This window comes from Arthrobacter sp. RT-1 (genome assembly GCF_003367205.1).
Taxonomy (GTDB): domain Bacteria; phylum Actinomycetota; class Actinomycetes; order Actinomycetales; family Micrococcaceae; genus Arthrobacter.
Window position 1 is genome coordinate 106,411 of record NZ_QRGQ01000006.1, and the last position, 24,184, is coordinate 130,594.

Consider the following 24,184-nt stretch of genomic DNA (forward strand, 5'->3'; position numbering starts at 1 on the left):
TACTCCCCTCAGCCGTGGCCGGGCCGGGTGCCACTGCACGGGAAACAGGGACGCCGCAATCCTGGGGATTGCGGCGTCCCTGTTTTTAGTAGCACGTCAGGGTTCGAAGTGCACCGCCTCGGCAGGTGCCAGGGCGTGCCGGATGCTGGTCAGGTGCCCCGGCATAAGATCGGGGAGTTCATCCATGGCGAACCAGCCCACCGCCAGGGATTCGTCGTCGTTGACCCTTGCAGTCCCGCTGATGTACCGGCAGAGAAAAACCACGTCGAGGAACTCGCAGACGTCACCGTTCGGGTAGGTGAAAGGGCCCACGGCCCCCACGGACACCACACGCTCGGCTTCGGCCACCACGGCGGTTTCCTCAAAGATTTCCCGCACCAGGCCGCGGGCTGGCTGCTCCCCCGGATCCAGTATTCCGCTGATCAGCGTCCACTGCCGGTTGTCTGCCCGCTGGGCGAGCAGGATGCGGCCCGCAGCGTCCACCACCACTCCCCTGACCGCAGGCACCCACAGCGGGGCATTACCGATCTTCTTCCGCAAACTCAGGATGTAGTCAGGCGCAGGCATACGGCCAGCCTACCCAGTGCTGCTTCTCAGGCGGGCAGCAGCATGGCGGCGGCCGCCCCGGCCAGCATGAACGGGCCAAACGGGATGGAGGACTTCAGCGTTCCCCGCCGCGCCGCAAGCAGGGCAATGGACCACAGGCCACCCAGCAGGAACGCCAGGAAAGTACCGGCAAAAAGGTGCCCCCAGCCCAGGTAGCCCAGGTACATCCCCAGTACCCCGGCCAGCTTGACGTCACCAAACCCCATGCCCGGCGGATAAACAACCCGAAGGACGAAATAGAAGAGCCACAGCAACCCGGCTCCGGCCACCACCCGCACCGGAACGGCGAGAAGGGCGGGAAGCGGACCCTCCGGCTCGGCAGCACCCGCCACAGCAGCCGCCGCCAGCAGCAGCACACCGGCCACGGCATAGGACGGGAACACGATCCGGTTGGGCAGGAGATGGTGACGGACATCGATCACGGTCAGCCGGACAGCCATCACGGCAAAGTACAGGCACGCCGCTAGCACCAGCCAAAAGGCCACGGGATTGTGCTGCCACAGTTCGCCGAGTCGTCCGATCACCCTCCGGATGCTACTGGAATTCCCCTGGCCGCCCTACCGCCCCCGCGTAAACTGTGGATATGGCGACATGGGATAGCCGGCACCGCCCGGATCCGAACGGCGGCGCATCCCCCGCAGATCCGATCACCACGTTCCGCAACCTGTGCCGGTCCTCGCCATGGAAGTGGCAGTCCCTGCGCTTTGAGTACTGGGACGAACCCTTCGCCGAGGCACCTTCGCCCGGCGCACCCCTGGTCAGGGCGTGGCTGCGCCGGCCGGGAGCACTCCGTCTGGAAAGCCCTGAAGGACTGGTCCTCCACAGCACCACCGGCATCAACGACTCACGGGATGGCTTCTACGTCAGTTCCACCCGGAAATCCTGGCTGCTGCCGCCGCATCTGGTCACCCCCGTCTACGATGACGCGGGCCTGGTCAAGCGCCGGCCCGAGGCAGCCTACGGGGAGCCAGGATTCGGGAACGGCCGCTTCTCCGCAGCACTGGATCCGGTGGAACTCGCCGGCAACGCACCGGTTCCCCTGGAGTTCCCGGGCAGCAACGCAGTCCAGGTACAGGAACTGCACACCGTCGACCACGAGGGCAGGCCGGCGTTCGAGGCACTTGTGACGCCCACGGCGGCCTACCATCCCGGTGACCCCGCAGCGCCCCTCTGCCTTCCGGGGCCGTCCCGCATCCGGGTGGACCTGGGCACCGGGGTCTGCGTGGCCAGCCAGTCCTTGGAACCCGCGAGCGAAGAATACGGCCACTGGCTCCGGATCATCGCCGTTGACGAGTATATGCTCGATGACCTGTTCCTGGCCGAATCGATGAACCTTACGGACGTGCGGCGGCACATCAGCTGGGATGTCCCGGCCTGACCCCGATCCCCGCCATCCGCTAGGCTTCGCTGATGACTACGCTGAGCTCCGTCTGGCCACTCTTCGACCTCAGGCTGGCCACCCCACGGCTCGAACTCCGCCCGATCACAGACGACGAGATCCCCAGCGCCGTGGCCGCGGCCCGCAGCGGCATCCACCAAGCCGGCAGGAACCCGTTCAGCACCCCGTGGGCCGAGCTTCCCGCAGAGGAGCTCGGCCCCAACATGGCCCGCTGGTACTGGAAGTGCCGCGCGGAATGTACCCCCGAAAGCTGGACCCTGCTCCTGGGCATCTGGCGCGGCGGGGAATTCCTGGGCTGCCAGGACGTGGGCGCGAAGGACTTCGCCACCCTTCGCACGGTTTCCACCGGCTCCTGGCTCAAGCAGTCCGCCCAGGGGCAGGGACTGGGCAAGGAGATGCGCGCCGCCGTCGCACTGTACGCCTTCGACTGGCTCGGCGCCGACGCCGCCGAATCAGAGGCAGCAGCCTGGAACGAAGCCTCCCTGGGTGTCTCCCGCTCCCTCGGCTACGAGCTCAACGGAACCACCCGCAAGGCCTGGGGCACCAAGGCCGAAACAGTCCAGCACGTCCGCCTCACCCCCGAGACCTTCAAACGCCCCGACTGGACCCTCCGCGTAGAGGGCCACGAAGCAGCAGCAGCGTTCCTGAAGGTCACCTGATCTCGTTGCCGTGGCCGGGTCCGTCCGCTGCGTTGTGGCCGGGTTCGTCCGCCCCCAGCGCTTCGCCGTCGGGTTGAGTTGCGGCGCCGTGGCTGGGTTCGCCAGGCCACGGTCCTTCTCCGTCGCTTAGACACGACGCATAGGGCCACCTGCGGTCGCTGGGCGACCTCCGGCAGCCGATGCGCCGCGATGCGCTCCTACGAGAAGGCCCGTGACCAGGCTTGTGCCTCTCGACGCCGATGGCGCGCCTTGGCACGCGGCCGGTCCGAGTCCTTCGTGTAGGAGCGCATCGCCGACCAGAGCGGCGCGCAGGTCGCCCAGCGACCGAAGCGGCGCGGCGGGAGGTGTCTAAGCGACGGCGAAGGACTCGGGGCGGACGAACCCGACCACGGCAACGCACGCAAGGGCCGTGGCCCGGCGGATCCAAGCACCTCAACGCACTCAAGGCGCAGAAGGGCCGTGGCCCGCGAACGGAACCACGGCCCTTCCTCCAGGAGACTTAGCCTTCGAGCAGTTCTGTCACCAGGGCTGCTATTGGCGAGCGTTCGGAGCGGGTCAGGGTGACGTGGCCGAAGAGCGGGTGTCCTTTCAGGGTTTCGACGACGGCGGCGATTCCGTCGTGGCGTCCGACGCGGAGGTTGTCGCGCTGGGCGACGTCGTGGGTCAGGACGATCTTGGAGTTCTGGCCGATGCGGCTCATGACGGTGAGGAGGACGTTCTTTTCGAGGGACTGGGCCTCGTCCACGATGACGAAGGCGTCATGGAGGGAGCGGCCGCGGATGTGGGTGAGGGGCATGACCTCGAGCATGCCGCGGTCCATGACCTCCTCCACCACTTCCTGGCTGACGAGCGCGCCGAGGGTGTCGAAAACGGCCTGGGCCCAGGGATTCATCTTTTCGGACTCGGAGCCGGGCAGGTAGCCCAGTTCCTGCCCGCCCACCGCGTACAGGGGACGGAAGACGATCACCTTGCGGTGCTCGCGGCGTTCCAGTACGGCTTCCAGGCCGGCGCAGAGTGCCAGGGCTGACTTGCCGGTGCCGGCCCTGCCACCGATCGATACGATTCCGACGGCGGGATCCATCAGCATGTCGATGGCCAGGCGCTGTTCGGCGGACCGGCCATGGAGGCCGAAGACGTCCCGGTCGCCCTTCACCAGGCGGACTTGCTTGTCGGGGCCTACCCGGCCCAGGGCGGAGCCCCGGTTGGAGAGCAGGACGAGTCCGGTGTTGACCGGCAACTCGGCTGCTGCGGGGATGAAGACGGGCTCATGGCCATACAGGGTGGAGATCTCCTGTTCGTTGGCTTCAACCTCGGCAACGCCTGTCCAGCCTGAATCCTTGACCAGCTCGTTGCGGTACTCGTCGGCGGTGAGCCCCATGGCAGAGGCCTTGACCCGCATCGGCAGGTCCTTGGACACTACCGTAACGTCCCGGCCCTCGTTGGAGAGGTTCTTGGCTACGGCGAGGATGCGGCTGTCGTTGTCGCCGCTGCGGAAGCCCAGGGGCAGCACCTCTGCGGAAATGTGGTTCAGCTCCACCATGAGGGTGCCGCCGTCGTCTCCGATGGGGATGGGCTGGTTGAGGCCGCCATGTTTGACCCGGAGGTCGTCGAGGAGCCGGAGTGCCTTGCGTGCGAAGTAGCCGAGTTCGGGATCATGCCGCTTGGCCTCAAGCTCGGTGATTACCACCACCGGGACGATGACTTCGTGTTCGGCGAAGCGAAGCAGTGCGCGGGGGTCGGACAGCAGGACCGAGGTGTCGATCACGAAGGTGTGGATGTCGGCTTCCTTTCCGGAGACGGCAAAACCGGCCGCAGCATCCGTTGCTGCGCCGGTTTGTGTGGTGGCTCGCATGGCGCGAGAGGTAGCTTTCCCTCCCTGGTCAAAGACGACCTCGGGCAGTTGTTCAGAAGTAGCCACATCGACTCCAGCCCCGGGCGCCAGCCCGGATTTGTTATTGGTGAGGCGGCTCGGCCACGAGGCCGGGTCCGGCCTCCCATACAACCGGTGCGATGTTTCGCTCCATGTACTGGCCTCCCCGATCAGCCGGCGGTTTTGCCTGCTGATGGATATAACGTAATTCCACCCCAAGTAATTTCCGCAACCATTACGCGGCGATTCCTGTTGCGCTTGCGTGAACTCGCAGTGAATGGGGGATGTCAGGAGCCGAAGCGCCGCTGCCTGCCCGCGTAGTCGCGGAGGGCACGCAGGAAGTCCACCTTGCGGAAGGCGGGCCAGAGCGCCTCGCAGAAGTAGAACTCGCTGTAGGCGCTTTGCCACATGAGGAAACCCGAGAGCCGTTGCTCGCCGGAAGTCCGTATCACCAGGTCAGGGTCCGGCTGCCCGCGGGTGTAGAGGAAGCGGGAAATGTCGTCCACGCTCAGCTCGTCGGCAAGCTGCGGGATGTCCTTGCCTTTGGCCATGGCGTCGCGCAGGAGTTCGCGCACGGCGTCCACGATTTCCCGGCGCCCGCCATAGCCCACTGCAACGTTGACGTGGATCTTTTCGCGGACCGGCGTGCGCGCAGTCAGCTTGTTGAGGCGCTCGGCGAGGTATTCGGGAAGCAGTTCGGGCGCCCCCATCGCGTGGACGGAGATGTTGGAGTCCTCGTCCAGACGGTCCAGGGTGTTGGCGATGATGCCCATCAGGAGGTCCAGCTCTTCGCTGGAGCGGTTCATGTTGTCCGTGGACAGCATGTAGAGCGTGACCACCTTGACGCCGAGCTCCTGGCACCAGCCCAGGAACTCATGGATCTTGTCCGCGCCGGCCTGGTGGCCCTGGCTGGTGGGGGCGTTGAACTGCTTGGCCCACCGCCTGTTGCCGTCCACCATGACCCCGATGTGGCGCGGGATCCGGTCCCGGGATAGGTCTTTGAGGAGCCTGCGCTCGTAAAAGCCGTAGAGGAACCCGGGCAACTCCACGCGTCCACTCACCTGACTTCCTTGCTGTACGTACTTGCCACATCCTAGGCTACCGCCAGCCTGGGCAGTGGCAGTTCCACCGGGAACCGGCGGCCGAAGGATGAGACACTACCCGCCAGTAACTTACCGGGGCGTAAGTTATTCTGGAGCGATGAAGAGCGACTCTCCGGATACCCCGCACGTGCCGGAGCCGAAGGGACATCCGGCGGAAGCAAACCCTGAAACCGGTGCGGTGGACGACGCTGCAGTCAGGCTCGCTGAGCTGCTGATGATCAAGCCAAAGTGGCGCGGCTGGATCCATACCGTCACAGCACCGCTGGCCCTCATCGCCGGGATTGTCCTGGTGGCGCTGGCTCCGACGCCGGACCGCAAGGTCACATCAGCCATCTACGCCGCCACCGGCGTGCTGCTCTTCGGGATCAGCGCGATCTACCACCGTGGCAACTGGTCCCCCGGCGTAAAAATGGTCCTCAAAAGGCTGGACCACACCAACATCATGCTGGTGATCGCGGGCAGCTATACCCCGCTGGCCTGGACCCTCCTGGACCGTCCGCAGGCGGTCCTGCTGCTGTGGGTCATCTGGTCCGGAGCCATCCTTGGCGTGCTGTTCCGGCTCCTGTGGACGGACGCGCCGCGTTGGCTGTACGTTCCCATCTACATTGCGCTGGGCTGCGGCGCCTTGTTTTACCTTCCGCAGTTCTTCCAGGCCAGCGTTCCGTCAGCCGCGCTGATCTGCGTCGGCGGCGCCCTCTACATTGCCGGCGCAATCTTCTACGCCCTGAAGAAACCGAACATCAGCTACCACCACTTCGGCTTCCACGAGCTCTTCCACGCTTTCACCGTTTTTGCCTTCGCGGCCCACTTCACGGCCATCACCCTGGCAGTGCTGGGCTGAGCTGCGGCAGGCGGAAAGCGGAGAGTCCGGGCGCCTTACTCCCGCGGCCGGGACTGGCCGGGGGCAATGCCGTTCCCGTCGCCGTCGGACCGGCCGGGTTCGGGGGCATTGAGCCCGTCCTGGGCGTCGGACGCCTGCACGTCGGCGGCGGCAGCGGCCGCGAGGCGGTCCTCCTCCACCTGGGCACGGTACCGCACCCTGCGGATCCGCCGCACCATGTCGACGATCAGCAGTGCGGTGGCCACCACGAAGAAGGCGGTCATGATGAAGCCCAGGAGGCCCGGCGTCACCTGATCCTCCGAGATGCCTTCCCGCAGGGTGGGAGTGGGCAGCGGTGTGGGGGTTGTGGCCAGGCTGAGGAGCAGACGATGCACGTTTAATACCTTCTGTGGAACGGGTTGCAGCAGGCGGCGGACAGCACGGCCACAGGGCCTGAACCTATCTTCTACGCGGCATAGAAATTGCCTGCGGTTCTATCTTAGCCCCGCGAACAGATCCTTTTCCGGGAGCTCCGAGGGTACCCGGGAGCGGATCAGCGAGTAGTCCTCCCACGGCCAGGCGCGCCGCTGCATTTCAGCCGAGACGGCAAAGAAGAACCCCAGCGGATCCACCTGCGTCCGGTGGGCCCGGAGGGCGTCGTCGCGCACTTCGAAGAAATCCCCGCAGTCCACCTGCGTGGTGGTGGGGTGCGGAGCCGGCGGCGGGGTGTGCCCCTCGGCGTCGGACTCCAGCCACGCGGCCAGGCGCTCGGCGTAAGGGGACTGCAGGCCGGCCTCTTCCAGCGCGAAGTGCAGCGCACGGAAACGCTCGGGGCTGAAGGCCCGGTCATAGTAGAGCTTGCTGGGCTCCCACGGCTCCCCCGCCTCCGGGTAGCGGGCGGGGTCACCGGCGGAATCGAAGGCTTCAACGGCAACCCGGTGCGCCATGATGTGGTCCGGGTGGGGGTACCCGCCGTTCTCGTCGTAGCTGAGGATGACGTGGGGCTTGAAGGACCGCACCAGCCTCACCAGCGGTGCTGCAGCATGGTGCAGGGGCAGGGTGGCGAAGGAACCCGCAGGCAGCGGAGGCAGCGGGTCGCCCTCAGGGAGCCCGGAATCAACAAAACCCAGCCAGCGTTGCCTGATGCCCAATATGGCGGCGGCCCGGTCCATTTCCAGCCGCCTGGCCCCTGCCATGTCCCGCTTCGGGTGCGGTTCGCCCTCCACCGCAGGGTTTTGGATGTCCCCGCGGGAACCGTCCGTGCACGTGGCAACCATGACATCCACGCCAGAAGCGGCATACATGGCCATGGTCGCAGCGCCCTTGCTGGATTCATCATCCGGGTGGGCGTGGACTGCGAGCAGCCGTAGCGGTGCCGGGGAGTTGCTGGACGCTGTCATGGAAGGACGGCTCCTAATTCATCTTTTGCCAAGTGCTGCTGGATGGACGGGGAACGGGGGTGGACTGCTGCCGGTCGCCGCTGCAACCGGCCCCGGCGGAAAGGGCACTAAACTGGTCTGGTGACTTCCCCGGACCAGCCGGCTCCAACCGCGCCCGCAGACACTAGCCTAGCCAATCGCTATGGTGCTAAAAAGCGCGGCTTGACGCCCGCCGCCAAGCGCACCATTGCGGGTGTGGCCCTGGCCGGAGGAATCGGCTTCATGGCGTGGGTTTCCACGTCCAACTCGCTGACGGACGTCACGTTCAAGGACGTGGGATACACCACTCCCGATGCCACCCTTGCTGAGGTGGACTTCCAGGTGACCCGCGAGCCGGGGACCGCCGTCAAGTGCGCCATCAAGGCGCTCGATTCAAAGTACGCGGTGGTCGGCTGGAAAGTGGTGGATATCCCCTCGGACGCAGCTGAAGGAACGGCCGACGGCGGCAGGACAGTTTCGCAGCGGGTGGCCGTGCGCACCGAGTCGCTTTCTGTGTCCGGCGTGGTGGACAGCTGCTGGATAGCTGACGGAACAGCGTAAGACATGTGATGTGCGCCGCTCCATTGTTGGGATAAGTCCGCGGGATTGACTACAATGGAGCAATACCTTTACCCCGCTGAGCTGGTTGCTGTTCCACAAGTGGCCACCGTGGCGGGGTCTTTTGCATGTAGGACCATTAGAGGAGAAGTCCGTGTCTACCACCAACAGCGCAGCTGCAGCCTGGCTCACCCAGGAAGCTTTTGACCGCCTGAAGGCAGAGCTGGACCACCTTTCCGGCGCTGGCCGGGCGGAGATCGTCCAGAAGATTGAAGCAGCCCGGCAGGAGGGTGACCTTAAGGAGAACGGCGGCTACCACGCGGCCAAGGAGGAACAGGGCAAGATCGAAGCCCGCATCCGCCAGCTCACGGCGCTGCTCCGCGACGCCCATGTGGGCGAGGCTCCTGCAGACGACGGAATCGTTGAGCCAGGCATGATCGTCGTCGCGAGGATCGCAGGCGACGAAGAGACCTTCCTCCTGGGCTCGCGTGAAATCGCCGGCGACTCGGACCTGGACGTCTTCAGCGAAAAGTCACCGCTGGGTGCGGCCATCCTCGGCCACAAGGAAGGCGACACGCTGAGCTACGTTGCTCCGAACGGCAAGGACATCAAGGTGGAGATCCTGTCCGCCAAGCCGTACGCAGGCTAGTTTCCCGCGCACCAAAAGCGCCGGCCGTCCCCTGGGGACGGCCGGCGCTCTTCGTTTATGGGGTCATTCGGGGATGCCCCTTTACGGCGTCCTGCCGGTCCGCGGGCGCAGGAGCAGGGCCGCCACCACTCCCCCGGCCGCACCGCCCAGGTGGGCCTGCCAGGAGACGAAGCCGGCCACGATGGGCAGGACTCCCAGAAGGATGCTTCCGTAACCCATGAAGAGGACCACGGCCAACAGGATTTGGCGCCAGCTCCGGTTGAAGAAGCCGCGGACAAGCAGGAATGAAAACAGCCCGAAGACGAGGCCTGACGACCCCACGGTGATGCCGCCGTCGCCGATCAGCCACACGGTAAGGCCGGATCCCAGCCAGCTGAATGCCAGCGCCGTCAGGAACACCCGGAGGCCCGAGAGGAACACCAGGAAGCCAAAGATGATCAGCGGCAGGCTGTTGGACAGCAGATGGTTCAGGTTCGCGTGCAGGAGCGGAAACGTGAAGATGTCCAGCAGCCCGTCGGCGCTGCGCGGCCGAAGGCCGAACGTGCTGTTGAGCGAACGCAGCATCACCATGTTGAACAGCTCGATAACAAACAGCAGGACCACGAAGGCGCCCAATACCAGGAGGCCGCCTTTGGCCCTTGCGGCCACGGTCTGCCGCTGCCCGAAACCCATCAGTCCGGCCATGGCGCGTCCTAATGCACCACGATTGGCTGGAAGCCTTCGGCACGGAGCGCGCTGAGGACCTGCTCACCGTGCTGGTGGCCCTTGGTTTCGAGGTTCACCGTGATGGAGACGTCCCCCATGCTGATGGAGCCGCCTACCCGGGTATGGTCAAGGCCCGTCACGTTGGCATCGTTCTCCGCAATGATCCTGGCGATGGTGGCCAGTGAACCCGGGCGGTCGTCCAGCATCATGCGGACGGTCATATAACGCCCCGCGGCGGAAAGGCCGCGCTGGATGACCTTGAGCATCAGCATCGGGTCGATGTTGCCGCCGGAGAGAACCACTGCGGTGGTTCCGGGATTTTCGATTTTGCCGTCCATGAGTGCTGCCACTCCTACGGCCCCGGCGGGTTCCACCACCATCTTGGCCCGTTCCAGCAGGAAGATCAGCGCACGGGCCAATGAGTCTTCGCTGACGGTGACCACGTCATCCACCAGTTCGCGGATGATGCTGAACGGCAGCTGGCCGGGACGCCCCACGGCAATGCCGTCCGCCATGGTGGACACCTTCTTCAGGGGTACCAGCGCGTCAGCCGCCAGCGACGGCGGGTAGGCTGCGGCGTTTTCCGCCTGGACGCCAATGATGCGGATTTCCCGGCCCAGCTCCTTTGCCCGCGCCTTGATGGCGACGGCGACACCGGCCAGCAGCCCGCCGCCGCCGACGCCCATCAGGACCGTGTCCACGTTGGGCACCTGTTCCAGGATCTCAAGCCCCAGGGTGCCCTGGCCGGCAACAACATCCACATTGTCAAAGGGGTGGACGAACACCGTGCCGGTCTCGTTGCTGTAGCGCTGGGCTTCCGCGAGCGCTTCGTCGACATTGTGGCCGTGCAGGATCACTTCGGCGCCGTGGCTGCGGGTGGCAGCAAGCTTCGGCAGCGCGACGCCCAGCGGCATGTAGATCCGGGCTTTGATGCCCAGGCTCTTGGCGGCCACGGCCACGCCTTGGGCATGGTTGCCGGCCGATGCCGCCACCACTCCCCGCTTCTTCTCCTCCGGGGAAAGCCGCGCCATGCGCACGTAGGCGCCCCGGACCTTGAACGATCCTGCCCGTTGGAGGTTTTCGCACTTGAAGTACACGTCGCCGCCCACCATGGCCCCCAGGGCCCTGGACGATTCCACAGGCGTGCGCGCAATAATCCCGTCAAGCAGCTTCTGCGCCTCCAGGACATCGTCCAGTGTGACGGGAAGGGTTTCAAGGATGTTCACGGACTATTCTCCTCTGGATTCGTCCCCGGTGCCCCGCTCCGCTGAGGTGCGGGCATCAGGATGTTCTGCTGTCGTGCCGGTAACGGCGTCCCTGCCGCGTTGGATCGGCTCCGGCGGCTCGACGTGCTTAATCGTGTTGTCCGCCGGCGCGCCAGCCACCAGCGGCGTTGCCGGCACTTGTTCATGTTCCCACGTTCTGGCGGCAATGTAGCGAATGGCGGAATTTGCGACGGCGAGGATGGGCACCGAGAACAGGGCGCCGGGGATTCCGGCCAGGTAGGAACCCGCGGCCACGGAGAGGATGACGGCCACCGGGTGCAGCGCCACGGCCTTGCCCATGACGAGGGGCTGCAGGATGTGGCTCTCCAGTTGCTGGACCAGCAGCACGATGGCCAGCATGATCAGGGCGTTCACCGGGCCGTTGGCCACCAGGGCCAGCAGCACGGCGATGGCGCCGGTGACCAGGGCACCAACAATCGGAATGAACGAGCCTATGAACACGAGCACGCTCAGCGGAAGCGCCAGCGGAACGCCGATGATGGCCGCTCCCACACCGATGCCCACGGCATCCACGAACGCAACGAACATCTGGATGCGGGCGTAGCTCACCATGGATGACCAGCCCTTGCGCCCGGCCCCAAACGTTGCGGCCCTGGCCTTTTTGGGAAGCAGCCGCACCAGGAACGCCCAGATCCTGTCGCCTTCCAGCAGGAAGAAGATCAGGACGAAGAGCGCAAGGATGAGTCCCGCGGCAAAATGCCCTGCAGTGCTGCCGAAGGAAAGGGCCCCGCTGAGGATGCTGCTGCTGTTGTCCTGCAGCGCGGTACTTGCTTCCTGCAGGTACTGGTCAATCTGGTCTGCGGTCAGGTGGAGGGGCCCCTCTGACAGCCAGTCCTGGATCTGCCTTATTCCGGTCAGCGCCTCGGACCAGAGTTCCCCGAAACCGACGATGAGCTGCCTGCCCACCAGCGCCAGCGCTCCCGCAATCAGGCCCAGGAAGCCCAGCACGGTGATGGCTACGGCCAGGCCTGCCGGCACCCGGTCGCGCTTGAGCCACCCCACCACCGGGTTCAAGAGGCCGGCCAACAGAGCGGCCACCATAACGGGGATGATGAGGAAGCTGATCCCCCTCAGCAGCCAAACCAGGGCCCCACCCACCAGGAGGATGAGTCCAAGCCGCCATGCCCACGATGCGGCTATCCGGATTCCATAGGGAATGTCCTGGTCCAGTTCACGGTCCGTACGAACCCTCAACGGCGGCACGTCAGCAGGCTGTTGCTGCAATGGGGATGGGCTGGTGGGCGGTACGGGATCCCCGGTTGGCGTCATAGCCTAATACTTCCCCAGCCGTCCCCTAATGGGAAACTGCTATCCGGCCCCACCAGGGCTGTAGTCAATTCCCCACTCAATGGTGAAGGATTCGCCCGGCGCCAGCCAGCGGAGGCCGTCGCCGGAGTTGAAGGCGTTGGCAGGTCCGGTCATGGGTTCGACGGCGACTGCGCGGCTGCGGCCGGGGTACAGGGTGCTCACATAGACGTGGACATATTCGCATGCTTCGTCCTGCCAGAGGCTCACGCTCTGCCCGTCAGCCGAGGCAAGGGTGTGCCGGGCTTTGCCTGCTTCACGCTGCAGGTCGGTGAGGGCAACATCAACACTGAGGTCGGCGATATGCTTGCCCGCCCGGAAGTCCGTGTCCCCCTCTACGGGAGCGCTGCTGCGGGGAATGAGCCGGTCGTCCACCAGCAGTTGGGTATCGGCGGCAACGGTCAGCACCAGCTCCTCGATGGGCGTGTCACCCAGGCGGAGGTACGGGTGGGCGCCCAGGACAAAGGGGGCGGATGCCTTGGCGTGGTTGGTCAGGGTCTGGCGCACCACCAGCCCCAGGTCATCGTTTATCAGGTACTGGACGCGGTGCCGCGCCAGAAAGGGGTAGCCGTGCTGCGGAAAGATGGTTGCTTCCAGGGAGACGGAGTGCTGTGACTCGTCTACCAGAGCGTAGGCGGCATTGCGGAGCAGGCCGTGGCTTGCGTTGTTCCGGGACACTTCGGTGATGTCCAGCTGCTGCTTCTTGCCATCAAGGAACCACGTTCCGTCCTCCACCCGGTTGGCCCAGGGCGCCAGCGTAATTCCCGTTGCGCCGGGCGGGATCTGGTCATCGCCGTAAGTCTCCGTCAGGAGCACATTTCCCCTGGTGAACGAGCGGAGGCCGGCGGCAAGTTCGGTGACGACAGCCAACGCGTCGCCGCGCCGGAGCTCGTACTGCCGGCCCGTCGCGTAGGCCTGGGTGTTGGAACCGGCAAGGGAATCCTGGGAGGAAGTCGATGTCATGGGCATTACCGTACCGCGGCCACGCCGGGTCGCTCCAGCCCGACATGTTGTCTTTTGTTGTTAACTATTCTTTTTTGAGCGAATGTGCGACACTTCTTCTATGACAGGGACCACCAGCACCAGACTTTCGGACGGCCGGGAGCTGATTTATTTCGATGACGCCGGCACCAGCACCCCGCGGGCAGCCGAGTTCACCACCGACCACCGTGGCCTGCCTCCGCGCGGTGAGCCGGGAGAAGTCCGCTTCGACGCTTTGACTGAAGAATGGGTGGCCGTCGCGGCCCACCGGCAGTCCCGGACCCACCTTCCTCCCGCAGACCAGTGCCCCATCTGCCCCACCACCAGCAGCAACCCCTCGGAAATTCCGGCCGCCGATTACGATGTGGTGGTCTTCGAGAACCGCTTCCCGTCCCTCGGCCCGGCCGTCGGCCCCGTCCCGGACCAGGCCACGTGGGGAACGAAGGGTCCGGCCTACGGCCGCTGCGAGGTGGTGTCCTTTACGCCCGAGCACACAGGTTCCTTCAGCGGGCTCAGCGAGGTCCGCTCCCGCACGGTGATCGAGGCCTGGGCACAGCGGACCGCCGCCCTGAGCGCATTGCCGGGGATCAAACAGGTATTCCCGTTTGAAAACCGTGGCGCGGATATCGGTGTCACTCTGCACCATCCCCACGGCCAGATCTACGCCTACCCCTATGTCACTCCCCGGGCGGGCGTCCTCGGCGCAGCTGCACGCAAGTTCTACGATGCGCAGGACGGCCGGGAGACCCTGACCGGCTCACTGCTGAGGGCGGAGCGCGAGGATGGCAGCAGGATGGTCATGGAAGGCGAGAACTTCAGTGCCTACGTCCCGTTCGCGGCCCGCTGGCCGCTGGAAATCCATCTGGTTCCGCACCGCCACGTTCCGGACCTGGCGGCCCTGAGCGGAGAAGAGAAGGATGAGCTGGCGCACGTCTACCTCGACCTGCTCAAACGCCTGGATGCCCTGTATCCCACTCCCACGCCGTACATTTCCGCCTGGCACCAGGCTCCCCTGGAGCCGGCGCTGCGCGCTGCGGGCTATCTGCACCTGCAGCTCACGTCACCCCGGCGTGCTGCCGATAAGCTGAAGTACCTTGCCGGTTCGGAGGCAGCGATGGGCGCGTTCATCAATGACACCACCCCGGAAAGCGTGGCCGAACGCCTGCGCGCCGTGTCCGTTCCGCCGTCCGCAGCCTTCCCGGCCGTCCTGGCCGCCGCGCCCGAAGGAGCCCCCGCGTGAGCACCGCACCTGATCCCCTCGCCGCCGCAGCCGGCACCCAGGACCTCGCCGCCCGGTTCACGCACGAGTTCGGAAGCGCTCCTGCCGGCATCTGGCAGGCACCGGGGCGCGTCAACCTGATCGGGGAGCATACGGACTACAACGACGGCTTTGTCCTGCCTTTTGCCATCGACCGCACTGCCCGGGTGGCCGTTGGAGTGCGCTCCGATTCCACGGCCCGGCTGCTGTCCACCTACGGCGACCAGGGCATTGTCACCACCACGCTTGATTCCCTCGAGCCCGGCTCCGCCAAGGGCTGGACAAAGTACCCACTCGGCGTCATCTGGGCGCTCCGCAGGCGCGGTATCGATGTGCCGGGCATCAACCTCCTGCTGGACTCGAACGTCCCCCTCGGGGCAGGGCTCTCCTCGTCCCACGCCATCGAATGCGCCGTCATCACCGCCCTGAACGAACTGACCGGGGCGGGACTGGAGGCGCAGGAGATGGTCCTGGCCACCCAGCAGGCCGAAAATGACTTCGTGGGAGCCCCCACCGGAATCATGGACCAGTCAGCGTCACTGCGCGGTTCACAGGGCCACGCGGTGTTCCTGGACTGCCGGGACCAGACCGCCCGGCTGGTTCCCTTCGAGACGGAGCCCGCCGGCCTGGTATTGCTCGTCATCGACACAAAGGTTTCACACTCGCACTCTGACGGCGGCTATGCCTCGCGGCGTGTGTCATGCGAGCTCGGCGCCCAGGTCCTGGGTGTCAAGGCACTGCGTGATGTACAGGTGGGAGACCTGGAGGAAGCCAGCGGACTCCTGGACGAAGTGACGTTCCGGCGGGTCCGGCATGTTGTCACCGAAAACGACCGGGTCCTCCAAACCGTGGAACTTCTCGCGGAGCAGGGCCCGTCAGCCATCGGACACCTGCTGGATGCGAGCCACGCTTCCATGCGCGACGACTTTGAAATCTCCTGCCCCGAGCTGGACCTCGCCGTGGACACGTCGCGGGCCAGTGGCGCACTTGGCGCCCGGATGACCGGCGGCGGTTTCGGTGGAGCGGCGATCGCGCTCACCCCTGCCGGCTCCGAGCAAAAGGTGCGCGACGCCGTCGTACAGGCCTTTGCCCGGGCGGGCTTCACGGCACCGGACATTTTCACGGTTTCGCCTGCCGCGGGTGCCACGCGCATCGCGTAGGGCGCCAAGACACTGGCGCAGGAACTAATGAAGGCCCCACCGTGAGGTGGGGCCTTCATTGTTAAGGAACAGACGACGACGGCGGCGCCGCCTGGGTGCTAGTCGTCCCCGCGCAGGATGGCCAGCAGGCGGATGATCTCCACGTACAGCCAGACCAGCGTGACGGTCAGGCCGAAAGCGGCCGTCCAGGAGAAGCGCTGCGGAGCACCGCTGCGGACGCCGGCCTCAATGCTGGTGAAGTCCATGACCAGCGAGAAGGCCGCGAGACCGATGGCCAGGATGCCGATGGCGATGCCGATGATGCCACTTCGCAGCCCGAACGGCTCAGTGGTCAGACCCGTCATCATCATGACGAGGTTCACCACGGAGAACAGCGCGTAGCCAACAATGGCGATCATAAAGAACTTCATGGCCTTTGGCGTGGCGCGTACCTTGCCGCTCTTGAAGAGGAGGAGCGTCACGGTGAAGACGGACAGCGTGCCGAGGACGGCCTGAAGCCCCACTCCCGGGTACATGGTGTCCAGGACCCGGGTGAGGCCGCCGAGGAAGAGGCCTTCCAGGCCTGCATAAGCAAGGATCAGTGCCGGTGAAGGCTGCTTCTTGAACGTGTTGACGAGGGCCAGAACGAAGCCGCCCAAGGCGCCGACGATCATGAGGAGTGACGCGAGGCCCATGCTGACGAACATTGTCACCGCGGCGCCGACGAGCAGCACGCCGAGGCAGGCTGCGGTCTTGACGATGACGTCGTCGAAGGTCATCCGGCCGGTGTCCGCCGGGCCTGCAGCAGGCTGGTTGTACATCTGCTGCAGCTGTTCGTCGGTCATGTTCTGCGGCTGGGCGTTCCAGCCCTGCTGGCCGTATGCAGGCTGGCCGTAGGGAACCTGGCCATAGGGCTGCTGGCCGTAAGGCTGTCCATAAGGGGCCTGGCCGTAGGGAGCGTTGCCGTAGGGAGCCTGCGGGACAGGCGGTGCCTGGGTGGCTCCACGGAAGCTCTTTCCGTTGAAGATCGGGTTGCCGCCAAGTGCCATTGCGGGATTCCTCCATTGTGGGTGTGATGTGAACCTTAAGGTTTACGCTACCAATTTCCACGTCGATGCACCCTTGAAAGTTCCCGAATTCATCCCGGTGCAATGCAACCGTGACCCTGTTCTCGGCAGGAGCAGCTGCCCGTGTGGATCAAACGGGCTCGGAGGCTGCCCGGAAAACACCGTGACTCAACAAAGGTTTCTTGGGGAGTTCCGCCCGCTGCTGCCGTAAAGGGCTGCACAGTTGTTATCCGATCGCTACCATCAACGCCCTGACCAAGGCATTTGCGGGTTCTTGCGCGCTGTAGCATAAGCCAAGCAGGGTGACGGAACTCACACGCGTGACGGCGCCGGGCCAGATGGCGCCTCCCAACCTTGCATCCGTTCGCAGCGGCTGCAACGGCGCAGCCGGGACCGCCCCCAAGTGGAGGTTATCAATTTGAGAAGTACACCCCAAGGCCTGCCGGCAAGAGGACGCCGAGGGTTGCTGAGACTGTTGGGAGCCATCAGTGCTTCCATCCTGGCAATCCTCCTGGTGGCCGCCCCGGCGTCCCAGGCCACTTCCCCGTCACCGACACCATCCCCGTCGAACCAGACCTTCCAGAACAACATCAGTGGATTCCTCCGCGATGACACCCGCGCTCCCCTGGCGGACGTGACCATCACCGCAACAAAGGGCGACTTCACGGGCACTGCCAAGTCAGCGGCGAATGGCTCCTGGAACATCGGCGTACCCGAACAGGGCACGTACACCGTTGAGCTGGACGAATCCACCCTGCCTGAAGGCATCACGCTGGCCGAAGGCCAGGAAAACCCGCGCGATGTCACCTTCAGCCAGACCTCCAACCTGTCGGTGATCTTTGCGTTTGGCAAAGGCATCGTGGTCCAGCAGCAGGACTTTGGACAGAACCTCCTCAACCGCCTTGTGGCGGGGTTGAGCTTCGGGCTCCTCCTCGCCCTGGCTTCAGTTGGGCTGTCGCTGATTTTCGGCACCACGGGCCTGACCAACTTCGCCCACGGCGAGATGGTGACGCTGGGTGCCGTTCTGGTGTTCGCGTTCAATGCCATCGGCCTTCCGTTCTGGCTGGCACTGATCCTGTCCCTGCTGGGCGGCGGCCTGTTCGGGTACGCCCAGGACAGGGGCTTGTGGCGACCGCTGCGTCGGCGCGGTACAGGCCTCGTGCCCATGATGATCGTCAGTATCGGCCTCGCCCTGGCCGTCCGCTACGTGATCCAGTTCTACTTCGGCGGCGCCACCCAACAGCTGCCGTTTGCCCAGAGCCCCGAAATCCAGCTGGGCCCGGTATCCATCTCGCCCAACAACCTCTGGTCGCTTGGCATCAGCGCAGTGGTGATCGCACTCATCGGCATTGTGCTGCTCAAGACCAGGCTCGGCAAGGCCACCCGTGCCGTGGCGGACAACCCCGCACTCGCCGCGGCCTCGGGCATCGATGTGGACGGCGTGATCCGGCTGGTATGGATCACCGGCGGCATGCTCGCATCCCTTGGCGGCATCCTGTGGGCCTACTACCGGCCCGGCGTCACCTTCGATATGGGCTCCGCCATCCTCCTCCTGATCTTCGCCGGGGTCACCCTCGGCGGACTCGGAACCGTCTTTGGCGCACTGATCGGGTCCATCATCGTGGGCATCTTCGTGGAGCTGACAACCGTGTTCGGCCTCGCCGCCGACCTTAAGTACGTGGGAGCGCTGTTCATCATGATCGTTGTCCTCTTGTTCCGGCCACAGGGAATCCTGGGCCGACGCGAGCGCGTGGGTTAGGAGACAGCCATGGATTTTGGATTCATTCTTGCCAGCGCTGCCAGTGAAATTTTCAGCCCGACAACGGCCGCCTATGCACTGGCTGCCCTGGGCCTCGCCGTGCACTTCGGCTATTCCGGCCTGCTGAACTTTGGCCAGGCCGGCTTTATGGCGGTGGGGGCCTACGGGTTTGCCATCTCCACCCTGACCTTCGGCGTGCCGTTCTTCGTTGGGCTGCTGATTGCCATCATCGCCTCGGCAATCTTTGCCCTGCTGCTCGGTATCCCCACGCTGAGGCTCCGGGCAGACTACCTGGCCATCGTTACCATCGCGGCCGCGGAAATTGTCCGGTACATCGTCACCACCAACCAGCTCACATCCGTGACCGGTTCCGCCAACGGGCTGGCGGCGTTCGAAGGCGGCTTCTACGCCATGAACCCCTTCCCCGAGGGCTCCTACTTCGGCATGAACAACCGCGACTTCTTCATCCGCGTAGTGGGCTGGGCACTGGTTGCCCTGTGCTGCACCCTCGTGTGGCTGTTGATGCGCAGCCCCTGGGGCCGTGTCCTGAAGGGCATCCGCGAGGATGAGAACGCTGTACGGTCCCTGGGCAAGAACGTCTACGCCTACAAGATGCAGGCACTGATCATCGGCGGTGTGCTCGGAGCCCTCGCAGGCATGATCTTCACCCTCCCCCGCGGAGCAGTGCAGCCGGCGAACTACGGCACCGAGCTGACGTTCTTCCTCTATACGTGCCTCCTCCTGGGCGGCCTGGGCACCGTCCTTGGCCCCGTCATCGGCGCCATGATCTTCTGGGTTGTCCTGTCACTGACCCAGGGCATCCTGTATGGCCTGATCGAGTCGGGCGCCGTCACGTGGCTGAACACCGTCCAGGCGGGACAGCTGCGCTACATCCTGGTTGGCGTCGCCCTGATGCTGCTGATGATTTTCAGGCCCCAGGGCGTCTTCGGAAACAAGAAGGAGCTGGCGTTCGCATGAGCATGCACAGCGAAGAACGAACAACTGCCGGCGGGGGCGAGCCGGATTACATGACAGACAACCGGCCCATCGCGGCCGGCGAAACCGGTCCCGGGTGCAAGAAGCGGGATCCCATTGTCGTCGCGGAGAACGTGACGCGAAGCTTCGGCGGCATCAACGCCGTGGACGTCGAATACCTAGAAATTCCCCGGCACAAAATCACGGCACTGATTGGTCCCAACGGTGCAGGCAAAACCACCCTCTTCAACCTGCTCACCGGATTTGATACGCCCAACAGCGGCAAGTGGCAGTTCGAGGGCCAAAGCATCGCCGGCGTATCGCCCTACAAGGTGGCACGCATGGGCATGGTGCGCACCTTCCAGCTCACCAAGGTCATGGGCAAGTTGACGGTCATGGAAAACATGCGGCTCGGCGCCTCCAACCAGCCCGGTGAACGCCTTTCCAAGGCCCTTTTCAAGGGCATGTGGGGCGGCCGCGAGAAAGAGATCACCGCCCAGGCCAACGTCCTGCTGGAGAAGTTCAAGCTTGACGCCAAAAAGGATGACTACGCGGCCTCCCTCTCCGGCGGCCAGCGCAAGCTCCTGGAGATGGCGCGGTCCCTCATGGTCCGGCCCAAGCTGGTGATGCTGGACGAGCCCATGGCAGGCGTGAACCCGGCGCTGACGCAGTCGCTGCTGGACCACATCAAGAACCTGAAGGCTGAGGGCATGACTGTCCTGTTCGTTGAGCACGACATGCACATGGTCCGGCACATCGCGGATTGGGTTGTGGTCATGGCGGAAGGAAAAGTCGTCGCCGAAGGTCCCCCGGGCGAGGTGATGAAGAACCCTGCCGTCATCGACGCCTACCTGGGCGCCCACCATGACGTCGACCTGGGCGACTCCGAGGGCATCAAGGAGCTGGCTGCCGAACTGGTGGCTGACGAAGAGTCAGTTGTCGGAACCGAAAACGCCGGAATCATCTCCCTGGACGTTGTGGCCGACGAGGCCGAAAACCAGCGGAGGCGTGGCATCCCGGAGGGCGAAGGGTCCGGCGGCCGGCACGGAAGTACGGACAGGGACATCAGCGGGCAAGACCGCACAGAGAGGGACAGCCAATGAGCAGCAGCACCAGCGCGGCACCCGCCGCCCAGCCCGTCGCCGATGGCGGGGCCGTGGTCAAGGTGACAGACCTCGTGGCGGGTTACCTGCCAGGCGTCAACATCCTCAACGGCTGCAGCATCGAGGCCCGCAAGGGCGAACTGATCGGCATCATCGGACCGAACGGCGCGGGCAAGTCCACACTCCTGAAGGCCATGTTCGGCCTGGTGAAGGTCCATTCGGGCACGGTCGTCGTCCGCGGGCAGGACATCACGGGGCTGAAGGCAAACAAACTGGTCTCCCGTGGAGTGGGCTTCGTCCCGCAGACCAACAACGTGTTTTCCACGCTGACCATCGAGGAAAACCTCCAGATGGGCATGTTCCAGAGGCCCAAGGACTTCGCCGAGCGGTTCGACTTTGTCACCGGCCTGTTCCCTGAGCTTGGAAAGCGCCGTGCCCAGCGGGCCGGGTCGCTCTCCGGCGGCGAGCGGCAGATGGTGGCCATGGGACGGGCCCTGATGATGGATCCGGCCGTGCTGCTGCTGGACGAACCTTCCGCAGGCCTCTCCCCCGTCAAACAGGACGAGACGTTCCTGCGCGTGCACGAGATCAACCGTGCCGGCGTCTCCGTGATCATGGTGGAACAGAACGCCCGCCGCTGCCTGCAGATCTGCGACCGCGGCTACGTCCTGGACCAGGGCCGGGATGCCTACACCGGCACCGGCCGTGAACTGATGAAGGACCCCAAGGTCATCCAGCTCTACCTGGGCACCCTGGCCGACACCGTCGAGTAGCGCCGCACATCACAACACAAGGGAGCCCCCGTCAGTTTTGGACGGGGGCTCCCTTTGGTTCAGGAAGGATTCCTAGAGCTTGCCGAACTCTTCCTTCACTGCGGTGTACTTGTTGTCGTCCTGGTACTCGTAGATGCCGATGTAGGCTTCCGTCGGGTCGCCGGCGTCCGAGAAGGTGACGGGACCGGACTGGCCGTCGTAGTCGGCGTCCTTGCCCTCACGGATCAGCGTGACGCAGGCTGCGAAGGAGGTGCACTTCTCGCCACCCTCGGAGACTTCCTTGAGTTTGGCGGCGATATCCACGCCCTTGGTGCTTCCGGCGGATTCCGCTGCCAGTGCGATGAGGTTGACGGCGTCGTAGGACTCGCCTGCGTAGCTGTAGTCCTTCAGTGCCGGATCAATGGCCAGCAGCTTCTTCTTGAATTCCTCCTGGGCAAACGTGCCCGGGATGGTGCCCCGCGCGCCCTTCAGGGTGCCCGGCTGGAAGTCCTTGCTGTAATCGGACGTGTTGCCGTCCACGAGGAACATCTGGGTGGGCAGGACACCCTTGCCCGTCATCAGCGGAACGATGCTCTTGGCCTGGTCGAACGTGATCAGGGCGATGGCATCAGGCTTCGCGGCGATGATCTTGTCCACCTGGCTGCTGAACTGGGTGTCGCCCTCATTGAAGAGCTCCTCCGCCACAACCTGGCCGCCGGCAGCCTCGAAGGCGGACTTGACGTTGGACGCCAGGCCCGTACCGTAGGCATCGTTCAGGACGATCATGCCAACGGTCTGCGCACCACATGTAGCCATGTAGTTGCCCAGCACCTTGCCCTGGAGGACGTCGGAGGGAGCCGTACGCCAGTACAGGCCCTTGTCGTCCCAGGTGGTGAAGTCCGGCGAGGTGTTGGCCGGCGAGAAGTGAACGACGCCGGCGCCGGTGATCTGGTTGATGACCGTCTTGGAGACGCCGGAGGAGGCGGCACCGATGATGGCGCTGACGCCCTGGCCCAGCAACGCGGACGTGGACTGGGTGGCGATGTCGGTCTTGGTGTCACCGGAGTCGCGGTGGACCACTTCGATCGGCTTGCCCAGCACGCCGCCGGCCTTGTTGACCTCGTCAACGCCAAGGTTGACGCCGGCAATTTCGGGCGGGCCGAGGAAGGCCAGGGATCCGGTGGTGGGCAGCAGTGAACCCAGCCGCAGCGGGGTTTCGGTGGTGCCGGTGGAGGCCGGGACGGAGCCTGATTCCGCAGTCTGGCTGGCGGCTGCGCCTCCGCCGCCTTCAGGTGCCGGGCAGGCGATTCCGCCCGCTGATCCGGTGGCGGTTTCGGACGCCGTTGGTGTGGACGAACCGCCGCAAGCCGTCACCATGAAGGCGACGCCGATGCCAAGCGCTGTCAGCTTGGCAACACGGGTTCCCGCCTGGGGGAATAAAGTCATTTACAAGCTCCTCGATCTAAAGGTGCGAACGGCCTTTGACGCGAAAAATCAGGTGTTCCTGATTTAGCTTCAAGCTAATGCATATCCCCGGCGAAGATAAGTGACTGAGGTCACATCCTTATAACAGTCGTTGCATATGTGGAATTAAACGGGGGAAGCCGCCCGCAGCGCGGACGGCTTCCCGCCAGGCAGCACTTTGGCCACCGGCATTCCGAAGTACCCCAGGTGGGACTCGAACCCACAACACGCGGATTTTAAGTCCGCTGCCTCTGCCAATTGGGCTACTGGGGCAACGGGTCAATGGTATCCCGTCAGAGGAGCATGAACGGTTCGGCATACCGGAACGTCCCGTGGACGCCGCCGGGCCAGAGGGCGAGCGGCAGGAGCTGGAAGTGATCGCTCCACGCCGCTTCCGGTGGCTGCACACCGAAGGAGGCTGCGGGAACAAACCCGAACCGGGAGTAGTAGTCAGGACTGCCCAGCAGGGCGATTCCGCTCTCCCCCGCAGCATTCGCCCTGGCGATGGTCTCCTTCATCAATGCTGAACCTATCCCCTGCCGCTGCAGCCTGGGAGTTACGCCGATGGGGCCGAGGCCCAGGAGTTCGTGCTCCCCCACCAAGCCGCGGGTGCTGATCACGTGGCCAACGATTTCCCCGTCCAGGACTGCCACCACGCTGAACCCGGGGAGGTACTCCTTGGCATCGAAGAGTGCATGAAGCACTTTCACTTCCACCGGCTCGCCCTCTGTCGGCAGTCCCGTGGCCGGCGATATGGCGAAGGCTTCAGCGGTCAGGGCCAGGATGGCGTCGCGGTCCTCCGGAGTTTCGTTCCGCAGCAGCAGTTCGGGCCGGGGAACATCACTGTATTGCGCCGAGAGCTCGGCCAGCACTTCAAGGGCCCGGGGTGCGTCAGCCACCGGCACCAGGAGGTGGTCATGGTGGAAACCGGCCAGGACATTGCAACTGATCCTTGCGTCGGTCAGGGCTTTGCTGACGGCGGCGGTCAAACCCACCGCTTCAAGGGCCGAGTGGATCTCCAGCGTGATCCACGCGCCCACGAAGTCGTAGGCCAGTCCCTGCCTGTCCGCCTCGGCCCGGGGCAGCACCACAGTGAGGCCTTCCGCTTCGCGTACTGCCGCCTCAACGCCGCCTGCCAGCGGCCGTCCGTGCGGCCAGAGGACGTAGACGTACTCCCCGCCTCGCTGTACGGGCCGCATTCCGGCCAGCAGGGTCTGCAGGTTCCTATCGCCAGTCATGAGGCCAGTCTAAGAGGCAGGCCAGGCGGCATCGGGACATCTTCCCGTGCACAAGCAAAACGGCGGCCGC

General features: G+C 64.9%; 24 protein-coding genes and 1 tRNA gene. 11 read left to right on the top strand and 14 right to left on the bottom strand.

Going from position 1 to position 24,184, the window contains the following annotated elements; all coding sequences use genetic code 11:
• Positions 1 to 96 precede the first annotated feature (96 nt).
• Together DXK94_RS06770 and DXK94_RS06775 are read right to left on the bottom strand one after the other, a co-directional pair.
• Positions 97 to 567, bottom strand: coding sequence for an NUDIX domain-containing protein (locus DXK94_RS06770; protein WP_115524369.1), 471 nt, complete (start codon positions 565 to 567; stop codon positions 97 to 99).
• A 26-nt stretch (positions 568 to 593) separates the two neighbouring features.
• Positions 594 to 1,130: an A24 family peptidase gene (locus DXK94_RS06775; protein ID WP_115524370.1), complete on the bottom strand. Its 537-nt coding sequence runs from the start codon at positions 1,128 to 1,130 to the stop codon at positions 594 to 596.
• A gap of 59 nt (positions 1,131 to 1,189) precedes the next feature.
• Between DXK94_RS06775 and DXK94_RS06780 the strand changes: the two genes are divergently transcribed.
• Together DXK94_RS06780 and DXK94_RS06785 are read left to right on the top strand one after the other, a co-directional pair.
• The gene (locus DXK94_RS06780) at positions 1,190 to 1,984 is read left to right on the top strand and encodes a hypothetical protein (RefSeq protein ID WP_181884755.1); all 795 of its coding nucleotides are present in this window, start codon (positions 1,190 to 1,192) and stop codon (positions 1,982 to 1,984) included.
• Between the two features lie 32 nt (positions 1,985 to 2,016).
• Positions 2,017 to 2,664, top strand: a complete 648-nt coding sequence (locus DXK94_RS06785) for a GNAT family N-acetyltransferase (RefSeq protein ID WP_115524371.1) — start codon at positions 2,017 to 2,019, stop codon at positions 2,662 to 2,664.
• Between the two features lie 499 nt (positions 2,665 to 3,163).
• Here the strand turns inward: DXK94_RS06785 and DXK94_RS06795 are convergent, their stop codons facing one another.
• Both DXK94_RS06795 and DXK94_RS06800 read right to left on the bottom strand, forming a co-directional pair.
• A complete protein-coding gene (locus DXK94_RS06795) occupies positions 3,164 to 4,582 on the bottom strand; it encodes a PhoH family protein (protein ID WP_115524372.1) in 1,419 nt (472 codons plus the stop codon).
• A 239-nt stretch (positions 4,583 to 4,821) separates the two neighbouring features.
• On the bottom strand, positions 4,822 to 5,583 hold the full coding sequence (locus DXK94_RS06800) for an isoprenyl transferase (protein WP_079595694.1): 762 nt from the start codon (positions 5,581 to 5,583) through the stop codon (positions 4,822 to 4,824).
• A gap of 151 nt (positions 5,584 to 5,734) precedes the next feature.
• Between DXK94_RS06800 and DXK94_RS06805 the strand changes: the two genes are divergently transcribed.
• On the top strand, positions 5,735 to 6,478 hold the full coding sequence (locus DXK94_RS06805) for a hemolysin III family protein (RefSeq protein WP_395928456.1): 744 nt from the start codon (positions 5,735 to 5,737) through the stop codon (positions 6,476 to 6,478).
• A gap of 35 nt (positions 6,479 to 6,513) precedes the next feature.
• On the opposite strand, the gene DXK94_RS06810 is transcribed toward DXK94_RS06805, so the two are convergent.
• Both DXK94_RS06810 and mca read right to left on the bottom strand, forming a co-directional pair.
• A complete protein-coding gene (locus DXK94_RS06810) occupies positions 6,514 to 6,852 on the bottom strand; it encodes a hypothetical protein (RefSeq protein ID WP_079595695.1) in 339 nt (112 codons plus the stop codon).
• Positions 6,853 to 6,951: 99 nt separating this feature from the next.
• Positions 6,952 to 7,857, bottom strand: a complete 906-nt coding sequence (mca, locus tag DXK94_RS06815) for a mycothiol conjugate amidase Mca (RefSeq protein WP_115524373.1) — start codon at positions 7,855 to 7,857, stop codon at positions 6,952 to 6,954.
• A gap of 120 nt (positions 7,858 to 7,977) precedes the next feature.
• Here mca and DXK94_RS06820 point away from each other — a divergent pair, with 120 nt between their 5' ends.
• Both DXK94_RS06820 and greA read left to right on the top strand, forming a co-directional pair.
• The gene (locus DXK94_RS06820; RefSeq protein ID WP_115524374.1) at positions 7,978 to 8,436 is read left to right on the top strand and encodes a DUF4307 domain-containing protein; all 459 of its coding nucleotides are present in this window, start codon (positions 7,978 to 7,980) and stop codon (positions 8,434 to 8,436) included.
• Between the two features lie 151 nt (positions 8,437 to 8,587).
• A complete protein-coding gene (gene greA / locus DXK94_RS06825) occupies positions 8,588 to 9,082 on the top strand; it encodes a transcription elongation factor GreA (protein ID WP_079595698.1) in 495 nt (164 codons plus the stop codon).
• Between the two features lie 81 nt (positions 9,083 to 9,163).
• On the opposite strand, the gene DXK94_RS06830 is transcribed toward greA, so the two are convergent.
• From DXK94_RS06830 to DXK94_RS06845, 4 genes are read right to left on the bottom strand one after another with little or no spacing between them, the layout of a single operon-like run.
• Positions 9,164 to 9,766 (bottom strand): rhomboid family intramembrane serine protease, encoded by a 603-nt coding sequence (locus DXK94_RS06830; RefSeq protein ID WP_079595699.1) that lies wholly within the window; start codon positions 9,764 to 9,766, stop codon positions 9,164 to 9,166.
• Between the two features lie 8 nt (positions 9,767 to 9,774).
• Positions 9,775 to 11,013 carry a threonine ammonia-lyase gene (gene ilvA, locus DXK94_RS06835; protein ID WP_079595700.1) on the bottom strand — a complete coding sequence of 413 codons (1,239 nt, stop codon included), beginning with the start codon at positions 11,011 to 11,013 and terminating at the stop codon, positions 9,775 to 9,777.
• A gap of 3 nt (positions 11,014 to 11,016) precedes the next feature.
• Entirely contained in the window at positions 11,017 to 12,342 is a 1,326-nt protein-coding gene (locus tag DXK94_RS06840; RefSeq protein WP_115524375.1) for an AI-2E family transporter, read from the bottom strand.
• Between the two features lie 39 nt (positions 12,343 to 12,381).
• Positions 12,382 to 13,341 carry an aldose 1-epimerase family protein gene (locus tag DXK94_RS06845; RefSeq protein WP_115524487.1) on the bottom strand — a complete coding sequence of 320 codons (960 nt, stop codon included), beginning with the start codon at positions 13,339 to 13,341 and terminating at the stop codon, positions 12,382 to 12,384.
• A gap of 100 nt (positions 13,342 to 13,441) precedes the next feature.
• Between DXK94_RS06845 and galT the strand changes: the two genes are divergently transcribed.
• Positions 13,442 to 14,599 carry a galactose-1-phosphate uridylyltransferase gene (gene galT / locus DXK94_RS06850; RefSeq protein ID WP_115524376.1) on the top strand — a complete coding sequence of 386 codons (1,158 nt, stop codon included), beginning with the start codon at positions 13,442 to 13,444 and terminating at the stop codon, positions 14,597 to 14,599.
• Positions 14,596 to 15,777 (top strand): galactokinase, encoded by a 1,182-nt coding sequence (galK, locus tag DXK94_RS06855; RefSeq protein ID WP_115524377.1) that lies wholly within the window; start codon positions 14,596 to 14,598, stop codon positions 15,775 to 15,777. Before galT ends, galK begins: the two co-directional genes overlap by 4 nt.
• Before the next feature lie 98 nt (positions 15,778 to 15,875).
• Here galK and DXK94_RS06860 read toward each other — a convergent pair whose 3' ends face one another.
• A complete protein-coding gene (locus DXK94_RS06860) occupies positions 15,876 to 16,805 on the bottom strand; it encodes a Bax inhibitor-1/YccA family protein (protein ID WP_115524378.1) in 930 nt (309 codons plus the stop codon).
• Positions 16,806 to 17,286: 481 nt separating this feature from the next.
• Between DXK94_RS06860 and DXK94_RS06865 the strand changes: the two genes are divergently transcribed.
• Genes DXK94_RS06865 through DXK94_RS06880 form a run of 4 tightly spaced genes read left to right on the top strand, consistent with a single transcriptional unit; the run spans position 17,287 to position 21,433 of the window.
• Positions 17,287 to 18,582 carry a branched-chain amino acid ABC transporter permease gene (locus tag DXK94_RS06865; protein WP_258868468.1) on the top strand — a complete coding sequence of 432 codons (1,296 nt, stop codon included), beginning with the start codon at positions 17,287 to 17,289 and terminating at the stop codon, positions 18,580 to 18,582.
• 9 nt (positions 18,583 to 18,591) lie between these two features.
• Complete coding sequence (locus DXK94_RS06870) at positions 18,592 to 19,560, top strand: branched-chain amino acid ABC transporter permease (RefSeq protein WP_079595706.1); 969 nt, start codon at positions 18,592 to 18,594, stop codon at positions 19,558 to 19,560.
• Positions 19,557 to 20,660, top strand: coding sequence for an ABC transporter ATP-binding protein (locus DXK94_RS06875; RefSeq protein WP_115524380.1), 1,104 nt, complete (start codon positions 19,557 to 19,559; stop codon positions 20,658 to 20,660). The genes DXK94_RS06870 and DXK94_RS06875 overlap by 4 nt, the downstream gene beginning before the upstream one ends.
• Complete coding sequence (locus DXK94_RS06880) at positions 20,657 to 21,433, top strand: ABC transporter ATP-binding protein (protein WP_115524381.1); 777 nt, start codon at positions 20,657 to 20,659, stop codon at positions 21,431 to 21,433. Before DXK94_RS06875 ends, DXK94_RS06880 begins: the two co-directional genes overlap by 4 nt.
• A 72-nt stretch (positions 21,434 to 21,505) precedes the next feature.
• On the opposite strand, the gene DXK94_RS06885 is transcribed toward DXK94_RS06880, so the two are convergent.
• From DXK94_RS06885 to DXK94_RS06895, 3 genes are all read right to left on the bottom strand, one after another.
• Positions 21,506 to 22,858 carry an ABC transporter substrate-binding protein gene (locus DXK94_RS06885; protein ID WP_115524382.1) on the bottom strand — a complete coding sequence of 451 codons (1,353 nt, stop codon included), beginning with the start codon at positions 22,856 to 22,858 and terminating at the stop codon, positions 21,506 to 21,508.
• A gap of 217 nt (positions 22,859 to 23,075) precedes the next feature.
• Positions 23,076 to 23,149 (bottom strand) — tRNA-Leu (locus DXK94_RS06890).
• 20 nt (positions 23,150 to 23,169) lie between these two features.
• Positions 23,170 to 24,114, bottom strand: a complete 945-nt coding sequence (locus DXK94_RS06895; RefSeq protein WP_115524383.1) for an N-acetyltransferase — start codon at positions 24,112 to 24,114, stop codon at positions 23,170 to 23,172.
• Positions 24,115 to 24,184: the final 70 nt, after the last annotated feature.

Excerpts from the sequence above, each read along its gene's own strand:
- mca (WP_115524373.1), bottom strand. The coding sequence starts at position 7,857 with ATGACAGCGTCCAGCAACTCCCCGGCACCGCTACGGCTGCTCGCAGTC.
- DXK94_RS06780 (WP_181884755.1), top strand. The coding sequence starts at position 1,190 with ATGGCGACATGGGATAGCCGGCACCGCCCGGATCCGAACGGCGGCGCA.
- DXK94_RS06895 (WP_115524383.1), bottom strand. The coding sequence starts at position 24,114 with ATGACTGGCGATAGGAACCTGCAGACCCTGCTGGCCGGAATGCGGCCC.
- DXK94_RS06830 (WP_079595699.1), bottom strand. The coding sequence starts at position 9,766 with ATGGCCGGACTGATGGGTTTCGGGCAGCGGCAGACCGTGGCCGCAAGG.
- DXK94_RS06770 (WP_115524369.1), bottom strand. The coding sequence starts at position 567 with ATGCCTGCGCCTGACTACATCCTGAGTTTGCGGAAGAAGATCGGTAAT.
- DXK94_RS06785 (WP_115524371.1), top strand. The coding sequence starts at position 2,017 with ATGACTACGCTGAGCTCCGTCTGGCCACTCTTCGACCTCAGGCTGGCC.
- DXK94_RS06845 (WP_115524487.1), bottom strand. The coding sequence starts at position 13,341 with ATGACATCGACTTCCTCCCAGGATTCCCTTGCCGGTTCCAACACCCAG.
- DXK94_RS06805 (WP_395928456.1), top strand. The coding sequence starts at position 5,735 with ATGAAGAGCGACTCTCCGGATACCCCGCACGTGCCGGAGCCGAAGGGA.
- DXK94_RS06875 (WP_115524380.1), top strand. The coding sequence starts at position 19,557 with ATGAGCATGCACAGCGAAGAACGAACAACTGCCGGCGGGGGCGAGCCG.
- DXK94_RS06840 (WP_115524375.1), bottom strand. The coding sequence starts at position 12,342 with ATGACGCCAACCGGGGATCCCGTACCGCCCACCAGCCCATCCCCATTG.
- DXK94_RS06885 (WP_115524382.1), bottom strand. The coding sequence starts at position 22,858 with ATGACTTTATTCCCCCAGGCGGGAACCCGTGTTGCCAAGCTGACAGCG.
- DXK94_RS06870 (WP_079595706.1), top strand. The coding sequence starts at position 18,592 with ATGGATTTTGGATTCATTCTTGCCAGCGCTGCCAGTGAAATTTTCAGC.
- DXK94_RS06880 (WP_115524381.1), top strand. The coding sequence starts at position 20,657 with ATGAGCAGCAGCACCAGCGCGGCACCCGCCGCCCAGCCCGTCGCCGAT.
- DXK94_RS06860 (WP_115524378.1), bottom strand. The coding sequence starts at position 16,805 with ATGGCACTTGGCGGCAACCCGATCTTCAACGGAAAGAGCTTCCGTGGA.
- galT (WP_115524376.1), top strand. The coding sequence starts at position 13,442 with ATGACAGGGACCACCAGCACCAGACTTTCGGACGGCCGGGAGCTGATT.